This is a genomic window from Komagataeibacter medellinensis NBRC 3288 (assembly GCF_000182745.2).
Lineage (GTDB): Bacteria > Pseudomonadota > Alphaproteobacteria > Acetobacterales > Acetobacteraceae > Komagataeibacter > Komagataeibacter medellinensis.
In genome coordinates this window covers 341,940-365,124 of sequence record NC_016027.1, presented here as the reverse complement: position 1 = coordinate 365,124, position 23,185 = coordinate 341,940, and the positions used below count along the sequence as shown (strand labels likewise).

At 58.6% G+C, this 23,185-nt stretch carries 24 protein-coding genes; 11 read left to right on the top strand and 13 right to left on the bottom strand.

Annotated features, from left to right (window positions below):
* Positions 1 to 26 precede the first annotated feature (26 nt).
* The 5 genes from GLX_RS01570 to pstC all read right to left on the bottom strand — a co-directional run bounded on the left by GLX_RS01570 (position 27) and on the right by pstC (position 5,066).
* The gene (locus GLX_RS01570; RefSeq protein WP_041247532.1) at positions 27 to 1,448 is read right to left on the bottom strand and encodes an FAD-binding oxidoreductase; all 1,422 of its coding nucleotides are present in this window, start codon (positions 1,446 to 1,448) and stop codon (positions 27 to 29) included.
* A 224-nt stretch (positions 1,449 to 1,672) separates the two neighbouring features.
* Complete coding sequence (gene phoU, locus GLX_RS01565) at positions 1,673 to 2,368, bottom strand: phosphate signaling complex protein PhoU (RefSeq protein ID WP_193360665.1); 696 nt, start codon at positions 2,366 to 2,368, stop codon at positions 1,673 to 1,675.
* Positions 2,369 to 2,385: 17 nt separating this feature from the next.
* The gene (gene pstB / locus GLX_RS01560; RefSeq protein WP_014104299.1) at positions 2,386 to 3,183 is read right to left on the bottom strand and encodes a phosphate ABC transporter ATP-binding protein PstB; all 798 of its coding nucleotides are present in this window, start codon (positions 3,181 to 3,183) and stop codon (positions 2,386 to 2,388) included.
* A complete protein-coding gene (gene pstA / locus GLX_RS01555; RefSeq protein WP_014104298.1) occupies positions 3,180 to 4,076 on the bottom strand; it encodes a phosphate ABC transporter permease PstA in 897 nt (298 codons plus the stop codon). The genes pstB and pstA overlap by 4 nt, the downstream gene beginning before the upstream one ends.
* A 12-nt stretch (positions 4,077 to 4,088) precedes the next feature.
* Positions 4,089 to 5,066, bottom strand: a complete 978-nt coding sequence (gene pstC / locus GLX_RS01550) for a phosphate ABC transporter permease subunit PstC (protein ID WP_014104297.1) — start codon at positions 5,064 to 5,066, stop codon at positions 4,089 to 4,091.
* Positions 5,067 to 5,327: 261 nt separating this feature from the next.
* On the opposite strand from pstC, the gene GLX_RS01545 reads away from it, so the two are divergent.
* A complete protein-coding gene (locus GLX_RS01545; protein WP_041247058.1) occupies positions 5,328 to 5,555 on the top strand; it encodes a hypothetical protein in 228 nt (75 codons plus the stop codon).
* Positions 5,556 to 5,682: 127 nt separating this feature from the next.
* Positions 5,683 to 7,038: an inorganic phosphate transporter gene (locus tag GLX_RS01540; RefSeq protein WP_014104295.1), complete on the top strand. Its 1,356-nt coding sequence runs from the start codon at positions 5,683 to 5,685 to the stop codon at positions 7,036 to 7,038.
* Positions 7,039 to 7,380: 342 nt separating this feature from the next.
* Here GLX_RS01540 and ppk2 read toward each other — a convergent pair whose 3' ends face one another.
* The 3 genes from ppk2 to GLX_RS01530 form a co-directional block, all read right to left on the bottom strand.
* Positions 7,381 to 8,292, bottom strand: a complete 912-nt coding sequence (gene ppk2 / locus GLX_RS01535; RefSeq protein ID WP_050856079.1) for a polyphosphate kinase 2 — start codon at positions 8,290 to 8,292, stop codon at positions 7,381 to 7,383.
* Between the two features lie 49 nt (positions 8,293 to 8,341).
* Positions 8,342 to 8,506 carry a hypothetical protein gene (locus GLX_RS18560; protein ID WP_167537191.1) on the bottom strand — a complete coding sequence of 55 codons (165 nt, stop codon included), beginning with the start codon at positions 8,504 to 8,506 and terminating at the stop codon, positions 8,342 to 8,344.
* Between the two features lie 201 nt (positions 8,507 to 8,707).
* On the bottom strand, positions 8,708 to 9,646 hold the full coding sequence (locus GLX_RS01530; protein ID WP_014104293.1) for an AEC family transporter: 939 nt from the start codon (positions 9,644 to 9,646) through the stop codon (positions 8,708 to 8,710).
* 384 nt (positions 9,647 to 10,030) lie between these two features.
* Here GLX_RS01530 and bfr point away from each other — a divergent pair, with 384 nt between their 5' ends.
* The 3 genes from bfr to GLX_RS01515 all read left to right on the top strand — a co-directional run bounded on the left by bfr (position 10,031) and on the right by GLX_RS01515 (position 12,122).
* The gene (gene bfr / locus GLX_RS01525; protein ID WP_041247530.1) at positions 10,031 to 10,519 is read left to right on the top strand and encodes a bacterioferritin; all 489 of its coding nucleotides are present in this window, start codon (positions 10,031 to 10,033) and stop codon (positions 10,517 to 10,519) included.
* A 215-nt stretch (positions 10,520 to 10,734) separates the two neighbouring features.
* The gene (locus GLX_RS01520; protein WP_014104291.1) at positions 10,735 to 11,160 is read left to right on the top strand and encodes a Fur family transcriptional regulator; all 426 of its coding nucleotides are present in this window, start codon (positions 10,735 to 10,737) and stop codon (positions 11,158 to 11,160) included.
* A gap of 314 nt (positions 11,161 to 11,474) precedes the next feature.
* Positions 11,475 to 12,122, top strand: a complete 648-nt coding sequence (locus GLX_RS01515; RefSeq protein WP_014104290.1) for a TetR/AcrR family transcriptional regulator — start codon at positions 11,475 to 11,477, stop codon at positions 12,120 to 12,122.
* A gap of 43 nt (positions 12,123 to 12,165) precedes the next feature.
* On the opposite strand, the gene GLX_RS01510 is transcribed toward GLX_RS01515, so the two are convergent.
* Both GLX_RS01510 and GLX_RS01505 read right to left on the bottom strand, forming a co-directional pair.
* A complete protein-coding gene (locus GLX_RS01510) occupies positions 12,166 to 12,360 on the bottom strand; it encodes a hypothetical protein (protein WP_041247057.1) in 195 nt (64 codons plus the stop codon).
* A gap of 16 nt (positions 12,361 to 12,376) precedes the next feature.
* Positions 12,377 to 14,158 carry an alginate export family protein gene (locus GLX_RS01505; protein ID WP_014104289.1) on the bottom strand — a complete coding sequence of 594 codons (1,782 nt, stop codon included), beginning with the start codon at positions 14,156 to 14,158 and terminating at the stop codon, positions 12,377 to 12,379.
* Between the two features lie 414 nt (positions 14,159 to 14,572).
* On the opposite strand from GLX_RS01505, the gene GLX_RS01500 reads away from it, so the two are divergent.
* Genes GLX_RS01500 through GLX_RS01480 form a run of 5 tightly spaced genes read left to right on the top strand, consistent with a single transcriptional unit; the run spans position 14,573 to position 18,772 of the window.
* The gene (locus GLX_RS01500) at positions 14,573 to 15,598 is read left to right on the top strand and encodes a sulfate ABC transporter substrate-binding protein (RefSeq protein ID WP_014104288.1); all 1,026 of its coding nucleotides are present in this window, start codon (positions 14,573 to 14,575) and stop codon (positions 15,596 to 15,598) included.
* Positions 15,595 to 16,461 carry a sulfate ABC transporter permease subunit CysT gene (gene cysT, locus GLX_RS01495; protein WP_014104287.1) on the top strand — a complete coding sequence of 289 codons (867 nt, stop codon included), beginning with the start codon at positions 15,595 to 15,597 and terminating at the stop codon, positions 16,459 to 16,461. The genes GLX_RS01500 and cysT overlap by 4 nt, the downstream gene beginning before the upstream one ends.
* Positions 16,462 to 16,474: 13 nt before the next feature.
* Positions 16,475 to 17,278 (top strand): sulfate ABC transporter permease, encoded by an 804-nt coding sequence (locus GLX_RS01490; RefSeq protein WP_014104286.1) that lies wholly within the window; start codon positions 16,475 to 16,477, stop codon positions 17,276 to 17,278.
* The gene (locus tag GLX_RS01485; RefSeq protein ID WP_014104285.1) at positions 17,275 to 18,357 is read left to right on the top strand and encodes a sulfate/molybdate ABC transporter ATP-binding protein; all 1,083 of its coding nucleotides are present in this window, start codon (positions 17,275 to 17,277) and stop codon (positions 18,355 to 18,357) included. The genes GLX_RS01490 and GLX_RS01485 overlap by 4 nt, the downstream gene beginning before the upstream one ends.
* Positions 18,350 to 18,772 (top strand): RrF2 family transcriptional regulator, encoded by a 423-nt coding sequence (locus GLX_RS01480; protein WP_014104284.1) that lies wholly within the window; start codon positions 18,350 to 18,352, stop codon positions 18,770 to 18,772. The genes GLX_RS01485 and GLX_RS01480 overlap by 8 nt, the downstream gene beginning before the upstream one ends.
* A gap of 44 nt (positions 18,773 to 18,816) precedes the next feature.
* Here the strand turns inward: GLX_RS01480 and GLX_RS01475 are convergent, their stop codons facing one another.
* On the bottom strand, positions 18,817 to 20,103 hold the full coding sequence (locus tag GLX_RS01475) for an NAD(P)/FAD-dependent oxidoreductase (RefSeq protein ID WP_041247056.1): 1,287 nt from the start codon (positions 20,101 to 20,103) through the stop codon (positions 18,817 to 18,819).
* 388 nt (positions 20,104 to 20,491) lie between these two features.
* Here GLX_RS01475 and GLX_RS01470 point away from each other — a divergent pair, with 388 nt between their 5' ends.
* Positions 20,492 to 21,253 carry an SDR family NAD(P)-dependent oxidoreductase gene (locus GLX_RS01470; protein ID WP_014104282.1) on the top strand — a complete coding sequence of 254 codons (762 nt, stop codon included), beginning with the start codon at positions 20,492 to 20,494 and terminating at the stop codon, positions 21,251 to 21,253.
* A 21-nt stretch (positions 21,254 to 21,274) separates the two neighbouring features.
* Here GLX_RS01470 and GLX_RS01465 read toward each other — a convergent pair whose 3' ends face one another.
* Both GLX_RS01465 and fbaA read right to left on the bottom strand, forming a co-directional pair.
* Positions 21,275 to 22,033, bottom strand: coding sequence for a DeoR/GlpR family DNA-binding transcription regulator (locus GLX_RS01465; RefSeq protein WP_014104281.1), 759 nt, complete (start codon positions 22,031 to 22,033; stop codon positions 21,275 to 21,277).
* Positions 22,034 to 22,065: 32 nt separating this feature from the next.
* On the bottom strand, positions 22,066 to 23,172 hold the full coding sequence (fbaA, locus tag GLX_RS01460) for a class II fructose-bisphosphate aldolase (RefSeq protein ID WP_014104280.1): 1,107 nt from the start codon (positions 23,170 to 23,172) through the stop codon (positions 22,066 to 22,068).
* Between the last annotated feature and the right edge of the window lie 13 nt (positions 23,173 to 23,185).

The window sequence follows — 23,185 nt, the reverse complement described above, 5'->3', positions numbered from 1 at the left end:
GCCGTGCCCCGCCTTCAGGCACGCTCTCAGCCCTGGTACAGCCGCCCCGGTGGCAGCAGTTTACCGGGATTGAGAATGTTGCGCGGGTCCATGGTATTTTTAAGCGCGCGCATGACAGCCAGCGTGCCATCACCATGCTCGGTTTCCAGAAATTCCAGCTTGCCCATGCCCACACCATGCTCCCCGCTGCATGACCCGCCCAGCGCCAGTGCCCGCGCCACGATCTTACGGTCCAGCGCCAATGCCAGCGCGCCCCCCGGTTCGGTATTGTCGGTAATGATCAGGGCATGGAAATTCCCGTCACCCACATGCCCCAGCAGGGGTACGCGCAGGCCGGAAGCGCTGATGTCATCCCGCACCCCCGCAATCAGTTCCCCCAGACGGGAGATGGGTACGATGCAATCCGTAGAGATCACACGTGCGCCGGGTTCGATGGCCTTCGCCGCCCAGAAAGCATCATGCCGGGCCTTCCATAGCCGCGTACGCTCTTCCGCCGTGTCAGCCCAGGCAAAACCCCTGCCATTATTGGACAGGGCAATAGCTTCAGTCGCGGCAACCTGTTCCTGTACTGCCGCGGGACCCCCCGCGAACTCGAAAAACAGGGTGGTCAACGGTTCATAACCCTCAAGGCCGGAATAGCGGATGGAAGCCGCCATCTGCACGCTATCCAGCAGTTCCACGCGGCTGACGGGAATGCCGCACTGGATGATCTCCATGGCAGTCTGCACCGCATCATCCAGATCGGCAAACTGGCATATGGCGGCGGAAACACTCTCGGGCCGACCATGCAGCCGCAACTGCACCTCGGTTATGATACCCAGCGTGCCTTCCGATCCGATGAACAGCGATGTCAGGTCATACCCGGTGGAGGATTTGCGCACACGGCCACCGGTACGGATGACCTCTCCCGTAGCCAGCACCACCGTAAGTCCCAGCACGTTTTCCTTCATGGTGCCATAGCGCACGGCGGCGGTGCCGGATGCACGGGTCGCACACATGCCGCCCAGCGTTGCCTCGCCTCCCGGATCAACCGGAAAGAACAGTCCCGTGTCACGGATCCGGGCATTGAGCGCCTGCCGGGTCAGACCGGCCTGTACGCGGCAGTCAAGGTCCTCCGCATTGACTTCCACAATGGCAGTCATGGCCGACAGGTCCAGGCTTATGGCATGCGGCGTGGGGGTTACGTGCCCTTCAACCGATGTGCCGGCCCCAAACGCCACCACCGGCACCCGGTTGGCATGGCAGGCGCGCAGTACGGCTGCAACCTGCTCCGTGCTTTCCGCCATGAACACGGCGCCGGGCAGGCAGGCGGCATCCATGGCCTCACCATGGCTATGGGTTTCCAGCACGGAAGGGGATGTGCTGACCTGGGCCGACAGTCCCTGTGCATCAAGGGAGGCAAGGGCTGCGGACAGGCGGGTGGCGGGTGAAGGCGCGCATTCGTTCATGATGGTATCCGGGCACAAAAGGTTTGCCTGCATTGTAACAACTCATGGGGATCATGGCCATCTTCCCGCGCGCCTGCTACCCCATGGCAGGATTGCGCCCTGCCCTTTTACGCACGAAGGGGGCATGCCACGCCACTGGTGACATGCCCCCTGTCGCACCCTGCATCAATCAGCAAGACGTAGTCTGCAAATCCACGTATCGGGGCACCCCTGAGCGGTGCCGGTCAATCAAAGGTGCCGCCACGCGGCCGCACGATGGGCAGCGTGTTGCCGGTAACGGCGTAATATACCCGTTCTGAAATATTGGTGGCGTGATCACCGATCCGCTCAAGGTTCTTGGCGATGAACAGCAGATGGGTGCACGGACCGATATTGCGCGGGTCCTCCATCATATATGTCACCAGTTCACGGAACATGGAGACATAAAGTTCATCCACCGCCGTATCGGACTGCCAGACGATACGCGCCAGTTCCGGGTCGCGCTGGTCCATGGCATCAATGGTACGGCGCAGGTTTTCCTGCACCAGCCGGCCCATGCTGCGCAGGCCGGTCAGCGAAATGGGGCATGACAGCAGTTCGTTGCGCATGGCACGCCGCGCGATGCTGGCCGCACAGTCCCCAATGCGTTCCAGATCACCCGATATCTTCAGCGCAACCACAACTTCGCGCAGGTCGCCCGCCATGGGGGCACGCAGGGCCAGCAGGCGGATGACCAGCGCCTCTGTCTCGCGTTCCAGTTCGTCAACATACGGGTCCATTTCCGGGGCATCACGCGCGGCGATCTCGTCGTGCTCGACAACAGCTGTGATGGCCTGCGCGACCTGGCGTTCAACCACGCCCCCCATCCTGTTGATGAACGAGCGTAGCTGTTCAAGTTCCTGCTCGTAACTCTGGACCGTGTGTACCGATTCATGGGGCATTGTCATGACTTTCGCACTCAGCCGAAGCGGCCGGTAATATAATCCTGGGTTCGCTTGGCGTGCGGTGCGGTAAACATCTTGTCTGCCGTATCGACCTCGACCAGTTCACCCATGTAGAAAAACGCGACACGGTCCGCGCAGCGCGCGGCCTGTTGCAGGTTGTGGGTCACAATCGCGATTGAGAATTCCTGCTTAAGTTCATCAAGCAGTTCCTCAATCCGGGCGGTGGAAATCGGGTCAAGCGCGCTGGTCGGCTCATCAAGCAGGATGATCTCGGGCCGGGTTGCAATGGTGCGCGCAATGCATAGGCGCTGCTGCTGCCCACCCGACAGCGCGGCGGCGGAAGCGCCAAGCCGGTCTTTCACCTCCGGCCATAGAGCGACGCGCCGCAGCACGCTTTCCACGCGCTGGTCCATCTCGGTACGCGACAGGCGTTCGTGCAGACGCACGCCAAAGGCGATGTTGTCGTAAATGGACATGGGGAACGGCGTCGGCTTCTGGAACACCATGCCAATGCGCGAGCGCAGCACGTTCACATCCAGTCCCGGCGCGAGAATGTTGCGCCCATCGAACAGCACCTGCCCCGTTGCACGCTGGCCGGGATAGAGGTCATACATCCGGTTAAGGCAGCGCAGCAGCGTTGACTTGCCACAACCCGAAGGCCCGATCATGCCCGTGACCTGCCGGGTCGGGAAATCAAGCGAAATGGATTTCAGGGCGTGGTTGGCACCATACCAGAAATCAAGCCCACGTATGGCCAGTGCCGGAACCGCCACATTCTGCCCTGTGCTGTTGTCCATGATGATCTTGTTCATTGTTGTGCAGATCCGTTACGCGTAAGCCACCAGCGGGCGAGGATGTTTGTTGCAAGAACCGCAACGGTAATGAGAAGGGCGCCCGTCCATGCCATCTGCACCCAGTCATCATAGGCCGAACCGGCGTACTGGTAGATCGTAACCGGTAGGCTGGCCATGGGCGCATTGAGGCTGGTGGACCAGTTGAGGTTGCCAAGCGAGGTAAAGAGCAGCGGCGCCGTTTCACCCGAGATGCGTGCCAACGCCAGCAGGATGCCGGTCATGATTCCGCCACGCGCGGAACGCAGGCATACACTCAGGATCACACGCCAGCCCGGTGCGCCCAGGGCATAGGCTGCCTCCCGCATGGCGCGGGGCACAAGTTGCAGCATGTCCTCGGTCGTGCGTACCACGATTGGGATAAACAGCACGGCAAGCGACAGTGTACCCGCCATGCCCGAAAAATGCCCGGCCGGTTCCACCACGATCAGGTAGATGAACAGGCCAACCAGGATGGAGGGCACCGACAGCAGCATGTCCGATACAAACCGGACAAGCTGGACAATCGGCCCGTCCTGCCCGAATTCGGACAGATAGATGCCCGTCATCATGCCAATCGGCGTGCCGATCAGGGCGGCTAGGCCAGTTTGCTCGCAACTGCCGACAATGGCGTTGGCCAGACCGCCGCCGCTGCCCGGTGCGCCGGTGCTGTGCAGGAAAGTGGAAAGCGACAGCCCCGCAGCACCACGCGTGACCAGTGTCCACAGGATGGAAAACAGCAGGAACAGCACGACAACCGTGGCAATGTTGCACAAAAGGCTGACAAGCCGTTCCACCAGCCTGCGCTGCACGGCCTGGGCACCGCCACGTTGCCACCCACTGCCGGTAACTGGCTGCGATTTCTGGGCCGACATAAGCGTGTTTCCTTAATTAACCTTGCCACGCTGCAAGAAAATGCGCGAGCAGGCCAGGGTAACGAACGAGATAATCATCAGGATTGCACCAAGTGCGAGCAGGGCCGAAAGCTTGAGGCTGCCTGCCGAACTTTCGGGAAATTCCAGCGCAATGAGCGAGGCAATGGTGTTGCCCGGCGCAAAAAGCGACCACCCGAGGCGGTTGCTATTGCCGATGACAAAGGTGACGGCCATGGTCTCACCCAATGCGCGCCCAGTTCCCAGCATGATACCCCCCATGACTGCCTGGCGCGACCATGGCAGGACCACCTGGTGCATGACCTCCCACCGCGTGGCTCCAAGGCCGAAGGCGCTTTCCTTCAATACGGCGGGAATGGAGACGAACACGTCCGTCATGACCGAACAGATGAATGGCGTAACCATGATGGCCAGAATGATCCCGCCCGTAAGCAGCCCGGTGCCATAGGGCGCGCCACGGAACAGCAGGCCGATGCCGGGTATGTGACCCAGGTAATGGGTGGCTGTCGGCTCCACATAATGCGCCATGAAGGGCACTACGATAAAAAATCCCCACATACCAAAAATGATTGATGGCACGGCGGCAAGCAGTTGGACGGCCGTTTCAATAAACCGCGCCAGTGCGGGCGGCGCCATTTCCACCAGCCAGAAAGCAACTCCGAACGCAAACGGCACGGCAAATAACAGGGCAACCGCCGTGGTGACCAGCGTACCGAAAATGGATGTCGCCGCGCCAAAGTTTTGTGAAATGGGATTCCAGGCCGTACTGGTCAGGAAGGTGGGACCAAACGTGAAGAACGCCTGCCGCCCGCCCCATACCAGCACAAGGATGATCCCGGTCATGACCATAAGGATGGACCACCCGGCCAGACGTGCGACCATGCCAAACACAACATCGCCCAACCGCCCGTGCGCGTTCCCGTCCACTACAGATCCGTCCTGGGCCGTAAGGGAAGATGGAAGTTCCATCATGCAGTTCCTGACATATATGACACAGCCGCAGGATTAAGCCGCGCGATTGATCCGTGGCAATAATTACTTATGGTATTTTATATGAAGTTTTTATGACGCGCCTGAAATTGTGTTATCCTGATGCAATCTGTTCTTTCCATGTCATATAAAGTTCATCTGTTTTGTGTTGCATAACTTCTGGTACCTGCTGCATAGCAACGCGCAGCGGGAGTGGCCGGGAGCGTGCCGTCTCTTCATGGGAACATGACAGGAAGCAGCCTTATGTTTGAATCCAGTATAATCGAAGTGGATGGCGTCTTTGTTGGCGTTGTCTTGCAGGACGGACCGCTTGAACCCTATCGGTTCCGCGCCATGCATGAACGCGTAACCCAGATGGATGGCGATACCCTGCCTACATTCGAGGCTGCCGTATCCAGGGTCCGCGCGCGTTTCCGCATGGGTTCGGGCAAGACCCCGCGCATGGCGGAACCCGTCCGTCGCCGGGCCTGAACGAACGGGTCCGCTGCCGCTACATTCCCAAAGTATGAATATTATATTAAAACTAAATACAGAACTTATATTCGTAATAGAAATAATTTAAGAGTAGCATAACAATAACTCACTGGTGTATTGTTTCATGCTTCATTTCGCACCTTATTCCACTTTCTCCATCCTTGCACTCGTCATATGCTTTGCGCTTGTGTGCGTGTTTGAATTCGTAAACGGTTTCCATGATACGGCCAATGCCGTGGCAACCGTCATCTATACCAATTCGCTCAAACCCCGCACGGCGGTCATCTGGTCCGGGCTCATGAACTTCGTGGGCGTGCTGCTTGGCGGTATCAGCGTGGCTTACGGCCTGGTTGAACTGCTGCCGGCCGATGTGCTCTCCCCCTCCAATGGCGACCCTGCCGTACCGATGCTGATTTCCCTGTTCGGCACGGCACTGGCGTGGAACCTGTTCACATGGTGGTTTGGCATTCCCAACTCCAGTTCACACTGCGTGATCGGTGCGCTGATCGGTATCGCCATTGGCGATGCGCTGCTGCATACCCGTAGCCTTGGCAACAGCGTTGACTGGTCCCAGATATGGAAAATCCTGCGCGCGCTGGCCATTTCCCCCCTGCTGGGCCTGATTGGCGCAGGCGGGCTGTATTTTGTGGTCAGGCACCTGATCAAGGACCCCGAACTCTACCAGCCCCCGCAGGGTGACCGGCCAACACGCGGCTGGGTGCGTGGCCTGCTCATCCTAACCTGCACCGGGGTCAGCTTTTCACACGGCAGCAATGACGGACAGAAGAGCATTGGTCTGATCATGCTGACCATTATCGGCATCCTGCCCGCAACCTTTGCACTGGCCCCTGACAGCGCAACCCAGATTTCCCAGATTTCGCACAATGCAACCATCGCCGCGCCGCTGATCACCCAGTACGATCATGATGGCCTGCACGATGAGGCCATTGCTTCGGTCACGCGCTTAACCCAGACCAACCCCGATACCGTTGTCGCCTCCGTCCTGCGCGCCGACATCTATGAAGTGGTGGCCGGGCTCAAAGCCGTTGCTGCCAATACGGAAGCCTCGGCCCATGACCGGGCCACCGCCAAGACCCTGAGCAACCAGATCCGCCCTGTTGTGGAATACGCACCATGGTGGGTACGCCTGCTCAGCGCGCTGTGCCTGGGTATCGGCACCATGATCGGCTACAAACGGATTGTTCTGACCCTGGGTGAGAAGATTGGCAACACCCATCTTACTCCCGCACAGGGCGCATCGGCGGAACTGGTTGGCGCGGGCCTGATTGCTACGGCCGGTTATACCGGGCTGCCGGTCAGCACGACCCATATCATTACCGCAGGTATTGCCGGGACCATGCTTGGTTCTGGTTCAGGCATCAATCGCGGTATGCTGGTCAAGATTGCCCTGGCATGGATCTGCACCCTGCCCGTTACCATTACCCTGGGCGCTGCATTGTTCTACGTCCTGAACATCTGAAGTCCATGAAACGGAAAGGCCGGGCGGGCACCATGTGTGCCCGCCCGGCCCTTTTTTTATGTCCATGCCCCATAACGGAACATGATGCATCACCTTACCGACCGGGCCATGTCCCATAATGGCAATATGGCATTCAGGAACAGGTCTGGAATTATTATTTATGAATGATAAATATTTTTGTTTTCATTATTGAAATATTTTTGAAAAAATTCACAAAAATTCTCTTTATACTTTTCAGTATATTTGAAACCCAGCCTTGACAATCCAAAATAAAAAAACCGGAAAGGCAATACCCTCCCGGTCCGCAACATTGGCATTCAAGCCATACCTGGGTGGAACGCCCTAGTATGTCTGGGGCACGATCATGTCATCCGCTACCGGCTGGCGCAGATAGTCTGGGCTGAATACGCGCTCGGGCAATCTGACTTCCGGCTTCTGTATTTCCTGATACGGCACCTGTGAAAGAAGATGGCTGATACAGTTCAGACGTGCCCTTTTCTTGTCATCGGCAGGAACGATCCACCATGGTGCTTCTTCTATATTGGAACGCTCCAGCATGATTTCCTTGGCCAGCGTATAGGACTCCCACCGCCTGCGGCTTTCAAGGTCCATCGGGCTGAGCTTCCACTGCTTGAGCGGGTCTTCCATACGGGCACGGAACCGCATTTCCTGCTCATCATCGGAAATGGAGAACCAGTACTTGATGATCTGGATACCACTGCGCGCCAGCATACGCTCGAACTCAGGAACAGAACGGAAAAATTCCTCGTATTCCGCATCCGTGCAAAAATTCATGACCCGTTCCACACCGGCACGGTTGTACCAACTGCGGTCAAACAGCACGATCTCCCCTGCTGCGGGAAGGTGACTGACATAGCGCTGGAAATACCATTGCGTACGCTCACGGTCATTAGGGGCAGGAAGAGCCGCCACACGACATATGCGCGGATTGAGCCGCTGGGTAATGCGTTTGATCACCCCCCCCTTGCCTGCTGCATCGCGCCCTTCACAGATGACGACAAGCCGGTGTCCAGTTTCCTTGATCCAGTCCTGCAACTTGACCAGTTCACCCTGCAGGCGCAGCAGTTCACGGAAATAGGTGCGCCGGGAATCCGGGGTGCCATGGTCCTTGTCCGATCCCAGCCGGCTGTCATCAAGTTCCAGTTCGATTTCTTCATCGATATCATCCAGAACTTCTTCGCGCAGGCGACTTCGTTCCCACAGTTCTCTGGTACGATCAATGCCTTCGGTCATGACGGGGGTGCATCTCCAATAGTTTCCAGGGGGCACAGTCAGGGATGTGTCAGAATTCGTCCTGAATGTACGTTTCATCATCTGCTGGCATATCGACTTCAGGCAGGGAAGCTTTCTGTTTTGCCGCCCCTCTTTTATCTTTCCAGATCAGAACCATCGCAGGCCGCCATTCTTCATGAATGGCGGGCGTATCGTATTCGCGATCCTTTTGCATGGCATGCCTATCCAATCCAGTTTCCCTATCCGATGCATAGGTTGACAACGGTATAGTGGCGCACACCCGATATTAATGTGAATATTTAATGAATTTAATGGAAACAATCCATTCGTAATGTCAAAAATTACGTTTTTGTTTTTATAAACAAATAATTTTTACATTTTTTTATTTTAATTTCCTGCGCTTTATCTCCTGCACTCAAACCGTGCAAGCAATGAAGAACGCCATTGTCAGTACCGATACAACAGCACTCAGAAACAAGGTGGATGCAGCTTCCTGCTCATCCGTACCAAAGCGGACCGCAAGAATGACAACAACTGTCCCGACCGGAATGGACAGCGCCAGAACAGCCGCCCGCATGGCATCGTGCGACAGGCCGGTCAGGCTCAGGCCCAGCCATGACAGGCCGGGCACCACGATATTGCGGACCGCAACCGTGACAAGAACAGGCACGGTAATGGACACCCGCTGTAGGAAAAGCACGATACCCGAAGCAAACAGGGCCACACCCGCCGCTGCATTGCCCAGAAGCGCAAACGCATTGAGCAGGGACGCAGGAAAGTGCACATTGCAGGCCACCAGCAGGGTTGCCGCGATCGGGGCCCATACAATCGGTTCGCGCAGCGAGACAATGACCTGGTGCCCCAGGCGCAATGGTGCCCCGTCTTCCCCTTCCTTTTCATTCCTGGCCAGCATGACCATGCAAAGCGGGGTCTGCACCAGTACCATGGCAAATACGGATGCGGAAATGACAACGGCCGTCGTGCTTTGCCCGATCAGCACAGGCAGCATGGCGGAACCGATAAAGGGCACGGAGGGTGCTGCCATGGCCAGTCCCTGCAGGGTTGCCGTGGCGGGAGTGCGACGAAAAACAAAGCGCGACAGACCGTAGCATACGACAAAACTCAGGCACATGATTCCAAAAATCGATGCTGCCAGCGGCAACTGGCCCGCCAGGATCGTACGCGGCATGCGGGCAATCCCTACAAACAGACTGAGCGGGAAAGCGTAGAGCATGACCATGCGATTAAGGATGGCCACCTGCCCACCGTTGAAATCACCACGCCACCCCGCCGCGTAACCCAGCACGAAAATCACGACAAGCGGCAGCATCGCGGCAATAATGGTCGAAAGCATGGGCCTTGATCCTGGGGCTTATGTTTGCTGGCAGGCCCGCGGCGCGGCGCGGCGACAGACCTGTAACATGCCGTGCATGAATGGCGGAGGCAAGGCACCGCTGATACGCAACTGTAACGTTGCACAGGCGCGGACCGGATGCAAAACGAAAGTCTGCTTCCATGCCTGGAAAATCTTGCCATCTCGCCACGAAGACGGCACGAGCCGGTCATGGCTACCCGAAAACCGTTTGATAACAAAGGGTCCCCAGTTGATATTCATTTTATTTGCGAATGATAATTATCATTATTAGTTCCTTGATATATAATGTTTTTCTGTTTGAAAAATGGTAAGGTTTATGATATACAGTCTAAACAATTCTCATCTATGAAAAAGAACAGCATCATGCCGATCAAAGACCCCAAGGTCATCGAATTCCTGAACACCCAGCTTACCAATGAGCTGACGGCCATCAACCAGTACTACCTGCATGCCCGTACCCTGCGCCACTGGGGCGTGACCCTGCTGGGCAAAAAGGAATACGAGGAATCCATCGAGGAAATGCGCCACGCCGACTGGCTGATCGAGCGTATCCTGTATCTGGGCGGCCTGCCCAACGTGCAGCGCTACAACCAGATCCTGGTCGGACAGGACGTGGAAGAAATCCTCAAATGCGACCTGAAGCTCGAGGAAAAGGCCATCGGCGACCTGCGTGAAGGCATCGCTTATTGCGAGAGCGTGCGTGATTTCGTCTCCCGTGACCTGCTACTCAAGATCCTGGTGAATGAAGAAGAACATGAGGACTTCCTTGATCGTCAGTTCGACCTGATCAAGCAGGTGGGCATCCAGCGCTACATCCAGCTCAACTCCGCTCCCGCCCCCGATCAGGAATAAGGGGGCAGCAGGCAGGTACGGCCCGTCCGGCGCACAAAGTGCCAGACGGGCCAGCCTGTCCAATACAGGTTTACCCCTGATGCAGGCATGGCTGGACCTGGATCTAAATTTACGCATTACATTAATACAAATACCAGAAATTGTTATTTGCACACCTGTATGGTTGTGTACATGCAACGATTTTTTCCTGCCTCGTATCCCAGTCAGAGCCCGCCATGCCACAAGATGATATTCCCCCGTCACCCATTGCTGATCTGTGCCGTGACAAGGGACTTAAACTGACTGATCAACGCCGCGTTATTGCCCATGTCCTGTCGGAATCCGATGACCACCCGGATGTGGAGGAACTCTATCGTCGCGCCCTTGCGATCGACCCACGCATTTCCATTGCAACCGTCTACCGCACCGTCCGGCTGTTTGAAGAAAAAGGTATTCTTCTCCGGCGCGATTTTGGCGGCAACCGTGCCCGGTATGAAAAAACGGACCACGGCAACCATTATCACCTGATTGACGCCAAGACAGGCTCCGTCATCGAATTTGAAGATGAAGTACTGGAAGTCATGCTCCGCCAGATCGCGCAGCGCATGGGTTTCGACCTTGTAACGACACGACTTGAACTGTTTGGCAGGAAACTGAAATAAGAACAGCATTACGCTGCCTTGATGGGCATACTATTCTTACCCCGCAGGAATAAATCCAAGTTATGGCCAGTGCGCCATATGAAAATATGTAAGAAGATATTTATTCAATAAAGTGTGAGGCTTCATTCCCTGCTGTCACGCCACGATTATCCGGGCAGGCATGTCTGATGCTCCATGTGGCAGAATGCTTTATCTTTCAATAATATTGGCATTATGTATAAATAAGGCTGTTTTTGGCGTGAGCCCCCGCTTTCTCGCGTCTTGAAGGTCCATCCTGCCCTGCAGTACCAAGGACCGACACGAGAGGATACTGAATGAAGCCTACTGCCGCCCTGGATGCCCCTATTCCCCGCCCCGGATTGCGTGAACGCAAGCAAGCCCGCGTGCGTGATACCCTGATTGCCGAGGCCATGCGCCTGTTTTCCGCCCAGGGGTATGACCAGACCACGGTTGATGAAATTGCGGATGCCGCCGAGGTTTCACGCCGCACCCTGTTCCGCATGTTTGCCACCAAGGCCGATATCGTACTGGCCTGGACGCGGGGCATGACACAGGCCCTGACTGAAGCACTGGCCGACTGCCCGGCGGACATGCCCCCTGCCGAGGCGATGATGCATGCCTTTACGGCCCTTGTCCCTCACATTGCCGCCAACCGGCACGATACCTATGCGTTTGTCTACCTGATCGAGAAGACCCCTTCGCTACAAAGCGTAAGCCTGCAAAAATATGGCAAATGGGAAGACTGTCTGGCCGAAGGGCTGACAAAGCACATAACCGAACGCAAAAACCGCAAAACCGCAGCACGCCTGATGGCACGCGGCGGTATCGCGATTTTCCGCACGGCGCTGGATGAATGGATCAGGCTGCGGGGGCGACCTGCACTTGTGCCGCTTTTACAGAAAACCTATGCATTACAGGCAATACTATGGTCACAACCCGATCAGGCCAACCCTGACGACTGACGCGCCGCGCCCCTGTTGCCCGGTGCATGTGGCTGCGCTGTGTTCAGTACCTGAAGATGGATGACGTACCGTCCGACAGATCCGCCCATGATAGGCCACCATGCATCATGCAGGTAAGGGCAAACAGGACAACCAGCACCACTGCTGCTGGTCCGTTTGCCTGAAGGCGCAACCTGCCAGCCATGGCCGTGGTTTCCCCCTGCTTGGATATGTTATTATCGGACCTGTCCGTTTTCATCTGCGCGCTACCTTATTCAGAACCGGAACACGAAGTTCGACTGGTAATAGGTCCCACTTGAACCACCAGCCTCGTTCAGCGCGCGCGATGTCATGAAGCGCGAGACATACTGTGTCCACGACACATGAGTATTAATCTGCCACGCCACGGAAGCCTGCGGCGCCATACCAATAAATTTGCCACGGAAGTTACCCGCAAATTTGTAAAAACCGGATGATTTGTAAACCGGGTCATTCACGCTATCGCGCCAGAACAGTGGATACTTGATCTGTATGCTGACCGACTTGAACGGCGTGATACGCACCAGCGGCGCGAAGCTGATCAGGTTCGAGGCCGTCATGTAGGTCGTGGTATCGAGATAGTTGGTCTGCGGATTGAACGGCGAGACATAGGTGCCGATCGTCCCGTTCCGGTCCGAGGCATTGCCGCCGGAATACACATCCGTCTGGATGCCGACAAAGGTATTGAGCGAGTTTTTGGGCAGGCGCGCGCCCAGGGTCGAGTTGATGGCATACGCACTGACGTTGCGCGCCATGTTGTTGCTAGCTTGGCGGAAGACCCCGCCTTGCCAGATACCGCCAACCGAGAACTCGATCGGCCCCGCCACGCCGTGCCAGCGCATGCCGAAGTTGTTGCGCGTGTTGGAGCCCTTTACCGACGTACCGCCCGGCCCGGCAATAGCACCAGTGGACCCACTGAGCTTGTAACCAATATAGAACGCATCAAGAAAAGAGTATCCTTTCTGCCCCATGAAGGTGAAATCTGGCGGCGCCCAGGTGGTATTGAAACCATACAGGCGCGTGGCATAATTCTCCGTATCGTGAAACATCTTGTTTTCACTGTCATATGTCTGCACGAAATCCCAGCCATCGATACGGATGCGCTTCCAGACCATGTAAGCGCGGAACCCGTCCCATGAAAGCGGCACGTTGGGGGTCTCGCGATTGTACAGCATGTAGGATGGCGCATCGAGAAACTGCTGGCGGCCGAAAATGAAACCGCTTTTGGCGCCCAGCATGTTCCAGCGCGTTTCTACAAAAGCCTGCTGCGCATCAAGCCGCTTGCGGTAGGTCGAGCCGTAGCCATACCCCCCCCAACCTGCGGCATCAGCATTGACCAACTGCCCGAAAAAACGCAGGTGCGAACCGATATGCAGGTCGGCGCCATACAGGTTACGTACGCCAAAGCGACCGGAATCATTAGGCTTTTGCGTGCCCAGTTGCGGCCTGCTTTCAAACCAGTTCCGCAGCCGTGTCTCCCCTGAGAAACTGATCCAGACATTACCGCTTCTGGTCAGGGGAATATATTTCAGCACATCGAACGGATCACTGGATTTTCGACCGGTGCGCAGCCGGCTCCAGTCTTCTGCCCACGGGGCCACGCCATAGACGCCAACAGGGCCGAACCCTGCGGCTTCGCCATTGCCGCGATTGAAAACTCCCCAGTCATACTGGTGGCCATTTTTACGGTTCTCCGCGCCGCTCATGCGCAGCGGCTGGCCTACGGGGTTGGCGTGCGGATAGGTCTGGATGGGTGGTCGGGGCTGGATATGGACAACCACGTTTTCAGGATGTGACGCAGTCCGGGTACCGGCATGATCGGCCTGACCAGGCGGCACGGCCTGAAGGTCGGCCGCATATGCCCCGTGCCCCAGCATTGCAACGCCGGAAGGCAGACTGAGCAGCATAGCCAGAACGGGGAACTCAGCCGCCTTCCTGCTGGTGCGCACGACATGGGCGCACAGGACAAACCTGCGGGAATACCGATGGTTCAGGGTCGTGGCCGGGGAAGGCAGCATAGTGACGTACCAGTTCGTTATATACGGATTCAATCCGCTGTCTAAACACCGAACATTTCGTATTATACGAATAATGTTGCGTCAATTATATATTCACATCTTATTTAGAAAATAATTTCAAAAAACACCAAAAATATAAACAATTTCATCTATCTTACTGATTTTATTAGAAATTAATTCATATTTTTCAACGAAATCATATGCTATTTCCAATTACAGAAATTTTTTTGACGATTTAAAACGTGTTATTGACAGAGTCACCAAGCCATCATACAGAATATATATCTCGTTTTGATAGTGGTTTTTTTATAAAACAGACTGCCGCCATAAAACACGGTGATACACGCCCGGACCACCTGTCATAACCTGCGCCATAGTCTCCATACTTCCTTATATAAACAAGGAATATAAAAAATGACCAAAATGCCATTCCTACCCCGGCGCAGCCTGTTGCAGGCCACCTTCGCGGTGGCCACGACCCTTGCCTTCCGCCCCCTGCAGGCACGGGCGGCAACCGGGATTCTGAACGTATCATACGATCCAACTCGTGAATTATATCAGGATATCGATGCCGGCTTTACCCGCCAGTGGGCACAGCAGCATGGCGGGGTGCCTGTGCAGGTCCGCACTTCCCATGGCGGGTCTGGCGCGCAGACACGCTCGGTTCTGGAAGGCGCACCGGCGGATATCGTTACCCTGGCTCTGGCCCATGATATTGATGTGCTGGCGCACAGCGGCCTACTGGCCACCAACTGGCAGGGCCGCCTGCCCCATAATTCCACACCCTATACCAGCACCATCGTGTTCCTTGTGCGCAAGGGCAACCCCAAGGGCATCCATGACTGGCCGGACCTGATCCGCGAAGGCGTGCAGGTCATTACCCCCAACCCCAAGACCTCGGGCGGCGCGCGGTGGAACTATCTTGCCGCATGGGGCTGGGCGCTGCGCCAACCCGGTGGCACGCCCGAGACCGCACGGGCCTATCTCAAGGCGCTGTTCTCCCACGTTCCGGTGCTGGATACCGGCGCGCGCGGTGCCACCAATAGCTTTGTCCAACGCGGGCTGGGTGACGTGCTTGTAGCATGGGAAGCCGAAGCCCTGCTGGCCACGCGCGAGATCGGGCCGGACCAGTTCGATATGGTCGTCCCTCCCGTAACCATCCTGGCCGAACCGCCCGTGGCCGTGGTGGACCGCAATGCAAAAGCCCATGGCACGATGGAACTTGCCCAAGCCTATGTGGAATACCTGTTCAGTGACGCGGGCCAGAAAACGGGTGCAAAACATTATTTCCGCCCCGTCGATCCCGCCATTCTTGCGCAGAACCGGGAGCGCTTTGCCGCCACTTCCACCTTTGATATTGCAAGCCTTGGCGGCTGGAACACGGTGCAGGCCACGCATTTTGCCGATGGCGGCATCTTTGATGCCATCTACACAAAATGAAAGCCTCGCGCCGCGCCCTTTTTCCCGCCCTGCACCGGCAGCCTGACCCGCTGCCCGGCTTCGGGCTGGGGCTGGGCATGACAATGTTCTGGCTGGGGGCGATCGTTATCGTGCCCATGGCCGCACTGGTCGCCCGGCCCTGGGGTGAAGGGCTGCACAGCGGGTTGCACGCCTTTGCCCACGCAGCGCATGACGGGCGCATGCAGGCCGCCCTGTGGGTCAGTTTTACATCAGCACTTTTCGCGGCGGTGGCCGACCTCGTGCCTGGTGTGCTGATTGCGTGGGCACTGGTCCGCAGTGACATTCCGGGCCGCCGGATCATCGACATGCTGGTGGAACTACCCTTTGCCCTGCCCACGGCGGTGGTCGGCATTACCATGGCGACACTCTACGGCCCCAATGGCTGGATTGGTGGCCCGCTGGCACGGCATGGGGTGCATGTCGCCTTCACGCAATCGGGTATCGTACTGGCGCTGATGTTCATCGGCCTGCCCTTTGTGGTGCGCACCATCGCACCCGTCCTGCGCCACCTGCCGCGCGATGTGGAGGAAGCGGCCGCAATACTGGGGGCCAGCCGCATGCAGGTCATTGCGCGCGTCGTCGTGCCAGCCCTTTATCCCGCACTTGTCACGGCGGCAGGCATGGTCTTTGCACGCAGCATCGGGGAATACGGGTCGGTCATCTTCATTGCTGGCAACCAGCCTTTCCATACCGAGATCGCGCCGCTGCTGGTTGTGATCCGCCTGCAGGAATACGACACCCAGGGGGCGTCCCTGATCGGGTTCGTGCTGGTGGTGGTCTCGCTGCTGTCGCTGGGGGCCATAAGCCTGCTGCGCCGCCGTCTTTCCTACGGCATGGACTAAGGGAGAAAGCACAATGCCCCGCCTCTTGTTTACCACCGTGATCTACCTGCTGGTTGGCTTTATGGTCGTGCTGCCCCCGGTGCTGGTGTTTGCCACGGCTCTTTCCCACGGACTGGGGACAGCACTCGCCACATTAACAGACCCTGACGGCCTGTCTGCCATCCGCCTGACACTGGCCGTCACAGTGATGAGCGTGCTCATCAACACCATATTCGGCACCATGGCGGCGTGGACACTGGCGCATTTCCGCTTTCCCGGGCGCAACCTGCTGGTTGTGCTGATCGAACTGCCGCTCAGTGTCTCACCCGTGGTAGGGGGGCTGGTCTGGCTGCTGGTCTTTGGCACGCAGGGCTGGTGGGGGGCAGCACTGGAACGCTGGAGTCACCCCATCGTGTTTGCCCAGCCCGGCATTGTGCTGGCAACCGTCTTCGTCACCTTCCCCTATATCACGCGCACGCTCATGCCCATGCTGACCCATAACGGACGCGAGGCAGAGGAAGCCGCCGTGATGCTGGGTGCGAACCTGTGGCAGGTGCTGTGGCATGTCACCCTGCCTGGCGCGCGCCTGGCCCTGCTTTCGGGCGTGCTGCTGACTACGGCACGGGCGATGGGAGAATTTGGCGCGGTCTCGGTTGTATCGGGACATATTCCCGGCCTGACCGAGACCATGCCGCTGCATATCGAGACCCTGTACAACGGCTACCAGACGGTCGCCGCCTTTACCATGGCAGCCCTGCTTGCCCTTATGGCGATGGGTGTGGTCCTGGCCCGCAGCCTGACCGAACGCCGTCATGGCCAGACGGAAGAAAGAGCATGAGCGTTCAACTGGAACAGATCACTCGCCTCAACCCCAGCAACGGGCGGCCCATTGTCGATGGCGCTTCGCTTGCGGTAGCTGATGGCAGCTTTACCGCCCTTGTCGGCCCGTCGGGCGCGGGCAAGACATCGCTGTTGCGCATCATCGCGGGGCTGGACCCGCATAACTCCGGCCATGTCCTGATTGACGGGACGCGAATGGATGGCGTGGGGGCTGCAGCGCGCAATATCGGTTTTGTCTTCCAGCACTATGCGCTGTTTGCGCATATGAGTGTGGCGGCCAATATCGGTTTCGGCCTGTCCATCCGCCCGCGTGGCAGCCGTCCGCGCCGTGATGCAATCGCCCGGCGGGTGGAAGACCTGCTCGACCTGATGCAGCTTTCCGGGTTGGGCGGGCGCTACCCGCATGAACTCTCGGGCGGGCAGCGCCAGCGTGTGGCCCTGGCGCGCACGCTGGCCACCGGCCCGCGCGTGCTGCTGCTGGATGAACCGTTTGGCGCGCTGGACCCGCTGGTCCGCAGGCAGATCCGCAGTTGGCTACGCGACGTGCATGAAAAGCTGGGCCTGACCACCATCCTTGTCACCCACGACCGGCAGGAAGCAAGCGAACTGGCCGATATGGTGGTCCTGATGCACCACGGCCGCATCGTGCAGGCCGGCACGCCTCAGGCACTGGAAGACACACCGGCCGATCCTTTCACCATGGCGTTTACCGGCGATGTGGTGCGTCTGGACGGCAGGGTGGAGAACAGCATTTTCACCCCCGACCTGCCTGACATCCTGCCCGTTGCCGCCCCGGTTGCCGCAGGGCCAGCCGAACTGCTGGTCCGGCCCATCGATATCCGCCTGCGTCCCGGCTACGGTCAGGCCACGGCCACGTTGCGCCAGGCACGCGGCCCGCTGGGCCTGTACACTATCCATCTGGGCACACAGACCCTTCAGGTAGAGACGCTTATCCCACCCGATGCCGCACCCGTGGCGCATTGCGCGCTGGATGTCTCGGCCGGGCGTCTGGCGCGTGGTGCGGCATGGGCCACGGTCACCTCCCTCCCCCCATCAGGAGAAAGCGTTCATGCATAGCATCCGTGAACGAACCGCCATCGCCCTTGTCATCATGCTGGATGTGGCATTCCACGGCGCTATGGAGCGCCCCGTCAGCACGATCGAGATTGCCGGGCGCTCCAGCCTCGCCCGCCGGGGACTTGAACCGATATTACAGAGCCTGGCGCGCGCAGGCCTGCTGCAGGGGGTGCGCGGACCGCATGGCGGCTACCGGCTTGCCATACCCGCGCGTGAGATCCTGCTGGCCGATATCTTCCGCATTGCCATGCACGACAGCCCACATGCGGTGGACCGGCGGCAGGGCGCGCTGTTCAATACCGTGATCCGCCCCTTTCTGGACCAGATGGACGGGCTGCTGGTTCATGAATACAGCAAGCTGACCTTGCAGGATTTTGTAAGGCAGGCCGAAATGCGCGGCCTTGACCGCCCGTAGACGGGCCACTTTCCCAAGCCTCGGACTGAAGGCAGACGCTGCCCTTAGTCCAGCCTTACGGAGGGGCGTACAAATACATCCAGCCAGTCCACCAGACACGAAATCGTACCCCGCACCGGTCCGTACAGTTCGAACTGGTGCTGGCGGTACAGCATGAGATGGACCAGACGCGCCGACAGGCCATGCAGCCAGCCACCCCCGAACACCGTGCCACCGGGGAAGGTACCCCAGCCATTATAGTCACCCAAGGCTACGACCGCACCCTTGTTGTGAAAGGCGAAGGCCGGCAGCGGATTGCCACTCTTTATCCACCCCGGCAACACGCGCGCCAGATGATGCGCCTGCTGCCGGGCTGCCTGGGCTGTGGGGGCCACGGGTTTTTCGGCAATGAAGGCACAGTCGCCCATGGCGAAGATGTTGTCATCCTCCATCACCTGCAGGCTTGGCCTGACCTCAAGCTGACCGGAGCGCGACAGCTTGAGGTTACCGAATTTGCTGGTCACGTCGGGCGCCTTCACCCCGGCGGCCCACACCCGCAGCGTGGCAGGCACCCGACTGCCATCCTTGAGCAGAAAACCGTTTTCATCCGCGCCACTGACCATCGCACCGACGCGCACGCTGACCCCGATTGCCTCCAGTTGCTTGACTGCCGCCGCCGAAACCGCCTCGGGAAAGGCGGGAAGGATACGCGGGCCTGCCTCAAGCAGAGTAATGCGCAGCCTGGGGGGCTGGCGGCCAAAGCTGTAGAGCGAGGCGAGGTCGAGCGCCTTGTGCAGTTCGGCCGCAAGCTGCGTGCCGGTAGCCCCCCCGCCCACAATGGCAATATCGAGTTCCTGTCCGTTGGCGAAAGCCCGCAGCAGTTCCATGCGAAAACGGTCGTTAAAGCCGTTTGCATCCACAAGGTTGTCAATGAACAGGCAGTGCTCGGCCACACCCGGCGTACCAAAATCATTGGCGCGGCTGCCGATCGACAGCACGACCGCATCGTAATCAAGCGTGCGGGCATCGACTACCACTTCCCCACTCATCTGGTCGCGGATGGGGGCAAGGGAAATTGTCTTGGCGGTACGGTCAAGTGCTGTGATCTCACCGGGCCAGAATTCAAAATGATGGCGGCTGGCCTGCGACATGAAGCTGATGCGGTCGTTTTCGTTGGCGGCCGTACCGGCGGCAAAGCAGTGCAGCATCGGCTTCCATACATGGGCAAAGCTTTTATCCACCAGCGTAATCTCCGCCTGCCCCGACCGCCCGACCGAATTGCCCAGCCGCGTGGCCAGGGCAAGCCCGGCCACGCCACCGCCTACAATCACGATCCGAAACTTCTGTGCCATCTCGATAATGCTCCAAACCCGCTTACCGGCACACCAGTCCCATAAAAAAGGGAACCGGGAATGCCCCATCCATACAGACTATTCCGGGCGAGCATAGGCCATCCCCCCCCTGCCCGAAACATGCAAGGCCGCGTTTTCATGCACGAATATGTAATGCGGCGGCGACGCAATCTCCCTTTTCGTGCTACGGGGCGCAGAAAACCCGGTCCCGTGGCGGCATGATCAAAAGAACCCGATCAACCCTGCCTCTCTGCCCGCAATTGCCATGCCGGGGCGTGAGCGGGCAACATCCATGTCCCTATGGCGTTAGCCCGCATGATGCGGCAAAACCGCAAGCCCCGCATGCAGTGGGGTTGATACCCGGCATTGACCCGTAACAGGAGACACCATGACCGCCACCCATACCGGACGTATCCAGGACAGGATTGCCGTCATTACCGGTGCCGCCAGCGGTATTGGCCGGGCCACGGCCGAGCGCTTTGCCGCAGAAGGCGCAAAACTTGTCCTGACCGACCTTAACACCGACGCGCTTGATGAACTGGTCAGCCAGCTCAAGAAAAATAACGTAGCCGTCATTGCGGTGCCTGCCGATGTCACGAGCGAGGCGGATGTACAGCGCGTAATGCATGAGGCCATGAAGCATTTTGGCCGGATCGACATCCTTGTAGCCAATGCGGGCGTGATCCCCGAGGCCGATCTGGCATCCGCCACGGCGGAACTGTGGGACCACACCATGGCGGTTGATGCGCGTGGCATGTTCCTGTCATGCAAATACGCCGCAGCCGAGATGGTCCATGCCGGACAGGGGGCGATCGTGTGCCTGTCCTCCATTTCCGCCTTTGCGGGGCAGAAGGGACAGGCGGTTTACGGGCCGGCCAAATTCGTGGCATCGGGCCTGACCAAGCATCTTGCCATTGACCTGGCCGACAAGGGAGTGCGCGTCAATGCCGTGGCACCCGGCACGATCGACACACCCGCCGTGGCCGGAATGGATGCGGAAGGAATACGCAAGGTGGTGGACATGCACCCGATGGGCCGCATGGGCAGACCTGCCGAAGTTGCCAGCGCCATCTTGTTCCTTGCATCAGATGATGCCTCCTTCATCACCGGCGCGGTGTTGCCGGTCGATGGTGGCTATCTGGCCCAGTAAAGCCCCGGACCCGACCGCCCTTCAGGCGATATGCACTTCCACATCGTGTTCACGCAGCATCGCGGAAATACGCTCGGAGGGCTGGCGGTCGGTAAAGAAGCCATGCACATGCGACAGGTGACCTAACCTGCCCATTGGCCTGCGGCCAAATTTGGTCTGGTCGGCCAGAAGGTAGACACGCCGGGCATTGCGCATCATGGCCTGCGCAACACTGATCTCGTCGGCATCGAAATCGAGCAGCGTGCCGTCCTCCTCGATCCCGCTTATGCCGATCACGGCAAAATCGGTCCGGTACTGTTCGATAAAGGAACTGGCGGTGGAGCCGGTAATGCCACCATCGTAAAAGCGCACCTGCCCCCCCGTCACGATGACCTGGAAGTCGGTCTGTGCCGAAAGCGGGGTGGCGACATGCAGGTTGTTGGTAATGATCCGCAGCGCCTTATGCCGCCGCAGCGCCTTGGCAAAGGCTTCCGTGGTGGTACCAATGCTGACGAACAGAGATGAGTTGTCGGGGATCTGCCGGGCGGCAAGATGGCCAATCGCCTCCTTGGCACGGCGATTGAGTACCTGACGCTCGGAATAGGCAATGTTCTCCACCGACGAAGCCAGTCCCGCCCCCCCGTGATGCCGCGCCACCAGCCCACGCCGGGCCAGATGGTTGACATCACGCCGTATGGTCTGGACGGCAACGTTCAGCCTCTGGGCCAGTTCCTCGTTCGAGACATAACCCTGCGTACGCACCAGTGCGGTAATTTCGTGGTGACGCTCTTCTGCCGACACGTTGCCTTTTCCTCCCTTACGCCTGGTGCTGCTCAGACCATGCGGGCCACAGTACGTCCGGTGGCACCCAGATCGGCAAAGGACTGTTCCAGCCGCTCCACAATCCCCATCTCGCCCACGCGCAGCCACTTGCGCGGGTCATACAGCTTCTTGGTCGGCTTGCCGGTGCTGGGCGCGATCTGGTGGCTGAAGGCTTCGGCATGCTCCTGCACGTAGCGGCCAACGCTGCTGGCGAAGGCGAACTGGATGTCGGTATCGATATTCATCTTGAACACGCCGTAGGACACGGCCTCGGTAATCTTGGCCTGCTCGGACCCCGAACCACCATGGAAGACCAGCGCCAGCGGCCTCTCGCCCCGTCCCGTGGCCGCAGCCACGACCGCCTGCGAATTATGCAGGATTTCGGGCCGCAGCTTGACATTACCCGGCGCATAAACGCCGTGCACATTGCCAAAGGAGGCGGCAATGGTCACAAAACCCAGCGGGGAAAGTTCTTCATAAGCCTTCAGCACATCCTCTGGCTGGGTGTACAGGTGCGCGTTGTCCGCACCGTCATCCAGATCGTGGCCAATGCCGTCTTCCTCGCCGCCGGTCACACCCAGTTCGATCTCGAGGCCGATGCCAAGCGGGGCCATGCGGCGCAGGAAGCGCGCGCATTCGGCAATGTTGTCTTCCAGCGGTTCAGCCGAAAGGTCGATCATGTGAGAGGAGAACAGCGGGCGGCCGGTCTCCTTCACCGCTTCCTCACTGGCATCGATCAGGCCGGATATCCATGGCAGGAGCTTACGGTCGGCATGATCGGTATGCAGGATCACGCACACGCCGTAAGCCGCCGCCACGGTATGGACATGACGGGCTGCGGCCACCGCACCCAGCACGCGGGCCTGTGCGGCATCCTTCATACCTTCACCCGCATAGAACCGCGCGCCACCGTTGGAAAGCTGGATGATCACATCCGCCCGGTTGCGCGCCGCCGCTTCCAGCACGGCATTGATGCTGTCGGTGCCCACCACATTTACCGCCGGCAGGGCATAGCCCTCATCGCGGCAGGTTTCCACCAGGCGGCGATAGTCAGCACCCGTCACCACGCCGGGCCTAAGGCCGAGGCGGGCGGAAGCAGTGGTCGCTGTTTCAGTCATGTCGTTCCTCTAT

Bases quoted from the DNA above. Each gene is read 5' to 3' on its own strand.
- GLX_RS01570 (WP_041247532.1), bottom strand. From the start codon at position 1,448: ATGAACGAATGCGCGCCTTCACCCGCCACCCGCCTGTCCGCAGCCCTT.
- phoU (WP_193360665.1), bottom strand. From the start codon at position 2,368: ATGCCCCATGAATCGGTACACACGGTCCAGAGTTACGAGCAGGAACTT.
- pstB (WP_014104299.1), bottom strand. From the start codon at position 3,183: ATGAACAAGATCATCATGGACAACAGCACAGGGCAGAATGTGGCGGTT.
- pstA (WP_014104298.1), bottom strand. From the start codon at position 4,076: ATGTCGGCCCAGAAATCGCAGCCAGTTACCGGCAGTGGGTGGCAACGT.
- pstC (WP_014104297.1), bottom strand. From the start codon at position 5,066: ATGATGGAACTTCCATCTTCCCTTACGGCCCAGGACGGATCTGTAGTG.
- GLX_RS01545 (WP_041247058.1), top strand. From the start codon at position 5,328: ATGTTTGAATCCAGTATAATCGAAGTGGATGGCGTCTTTGTTGGCGTT.
- GLX_RS01540 (WP_014104295.1), top strand. From the start codon at position 5,683: ATGCTTCATTTCGCACCTTATTCCACTTTCTCCATCCTTGCACTCGTC.
- ppk2 (WP_050856079.1), bottom strand. From the start codon at position 8,292: ATGACCGAAGGCATTGATCGTACCAGAGAACTGTGGGAACGAAGTCGC.
- GLX_RS18560 (WP_167537191.1), bottom strand. From the start codon at position 8,506: ATGCAAAAGGATCGCGAATACGATACGCCCGCCATTCATGAAGAATGG.
- GLX_RS01530 (WP_014104293.1), bottom strand. From the start codon at position 9,646: ATGCTTTCGACCATTATTGCCGCGATGCTGCCGCTTGTCGTGATTTTC.
- bfr (WP_041247530.1), top strand. From the start codon at position 10,031: ATGCCGATCAAAGACCCCAAGGTCATCGAATTCCTGAACACCCAGCTT.
- GLX_RS01520 (WP_014104291.1), top strand. From the start codon at position 10,735: ATGCCACAAGATGATATTCCCCCGTCACCCATTGCTGATCTGTGCCGT.
- GLX_RS01515 (WP_014104290.1), top strand. From the start codon at position 11,475: ATGAAGCCTACTGCCGCCCTGGATGCCCCTATTCCCCGCCCCGGATTG.
- GLX_RS01510 (WP_041247057.1), bottom strand. From the start codon at position 12,360: ATGAAAACGGACAGGTCCGATAATAACATATCCAAGCAGGGGGAAACC.
- GLX_RS01505 (WP_014104289.1), bottom strand. From the start codon at position 14,158: ATGCTGCCTTCCCCGGCCACGACCCTGAACCATCGGTATTCCCGCAGG.
- GLX_RS01500 (WP_014104288.1), top strand. From the start codon at position 14,573: ATGACCAAAATGCCATTCCTACCCCGGCGCAGCCTGTTGCAGGCCACC.
- cysT (WP_014104287.1), top strand. From the start codon at position 15,595: ATGAAAGCCTCGCGCCGCGCCCTTTTTCCCGCCCTGCACCGGCAGCCT.
- GLX_RS01490 (WP_014104286.1), top strand. From the start codon at position 16,475: ATGCCCCGCCTCTTGTTTACCACCGTGATCTACCTGCTGGTTGGCTTT.
- GLX_RS01485 (WP_014104285.1), top strand. From the start codon at position 17,275: ATGAGCGTTCAACTGGAACAGATCACTCGCCTCAACCCCAGCAACGGG.
- GLX_RS01480 (WP_014104284.1), top strand. From the start codon at position 18,350: ATGCATAGCATCCGTGAACGAACCGCCATCGCCCTTGTCATCATGCTG.
- GLX_RS01475 (WP_041247056.1), bottom strand. From the start codon at position 20,103: ATGGCACAGAAGTTTCGGATCGTGATTGTAGGCGGTGGCGTGGCCGGG.
- GLX_RS01470 (WP_014104282.1), top strand. From the start codon at position 20,492: ATGACCGCCACCCATACCGGACGTATCCAGGACAGGATTGCCGTCATT.
- fbaA (WP_014104280.1), bottom strand. From the start codon at position 23,172: ATGACTGAAACAGCGACCACTGCTTCCGCCCGCCTCGGCCTTAGGCCC.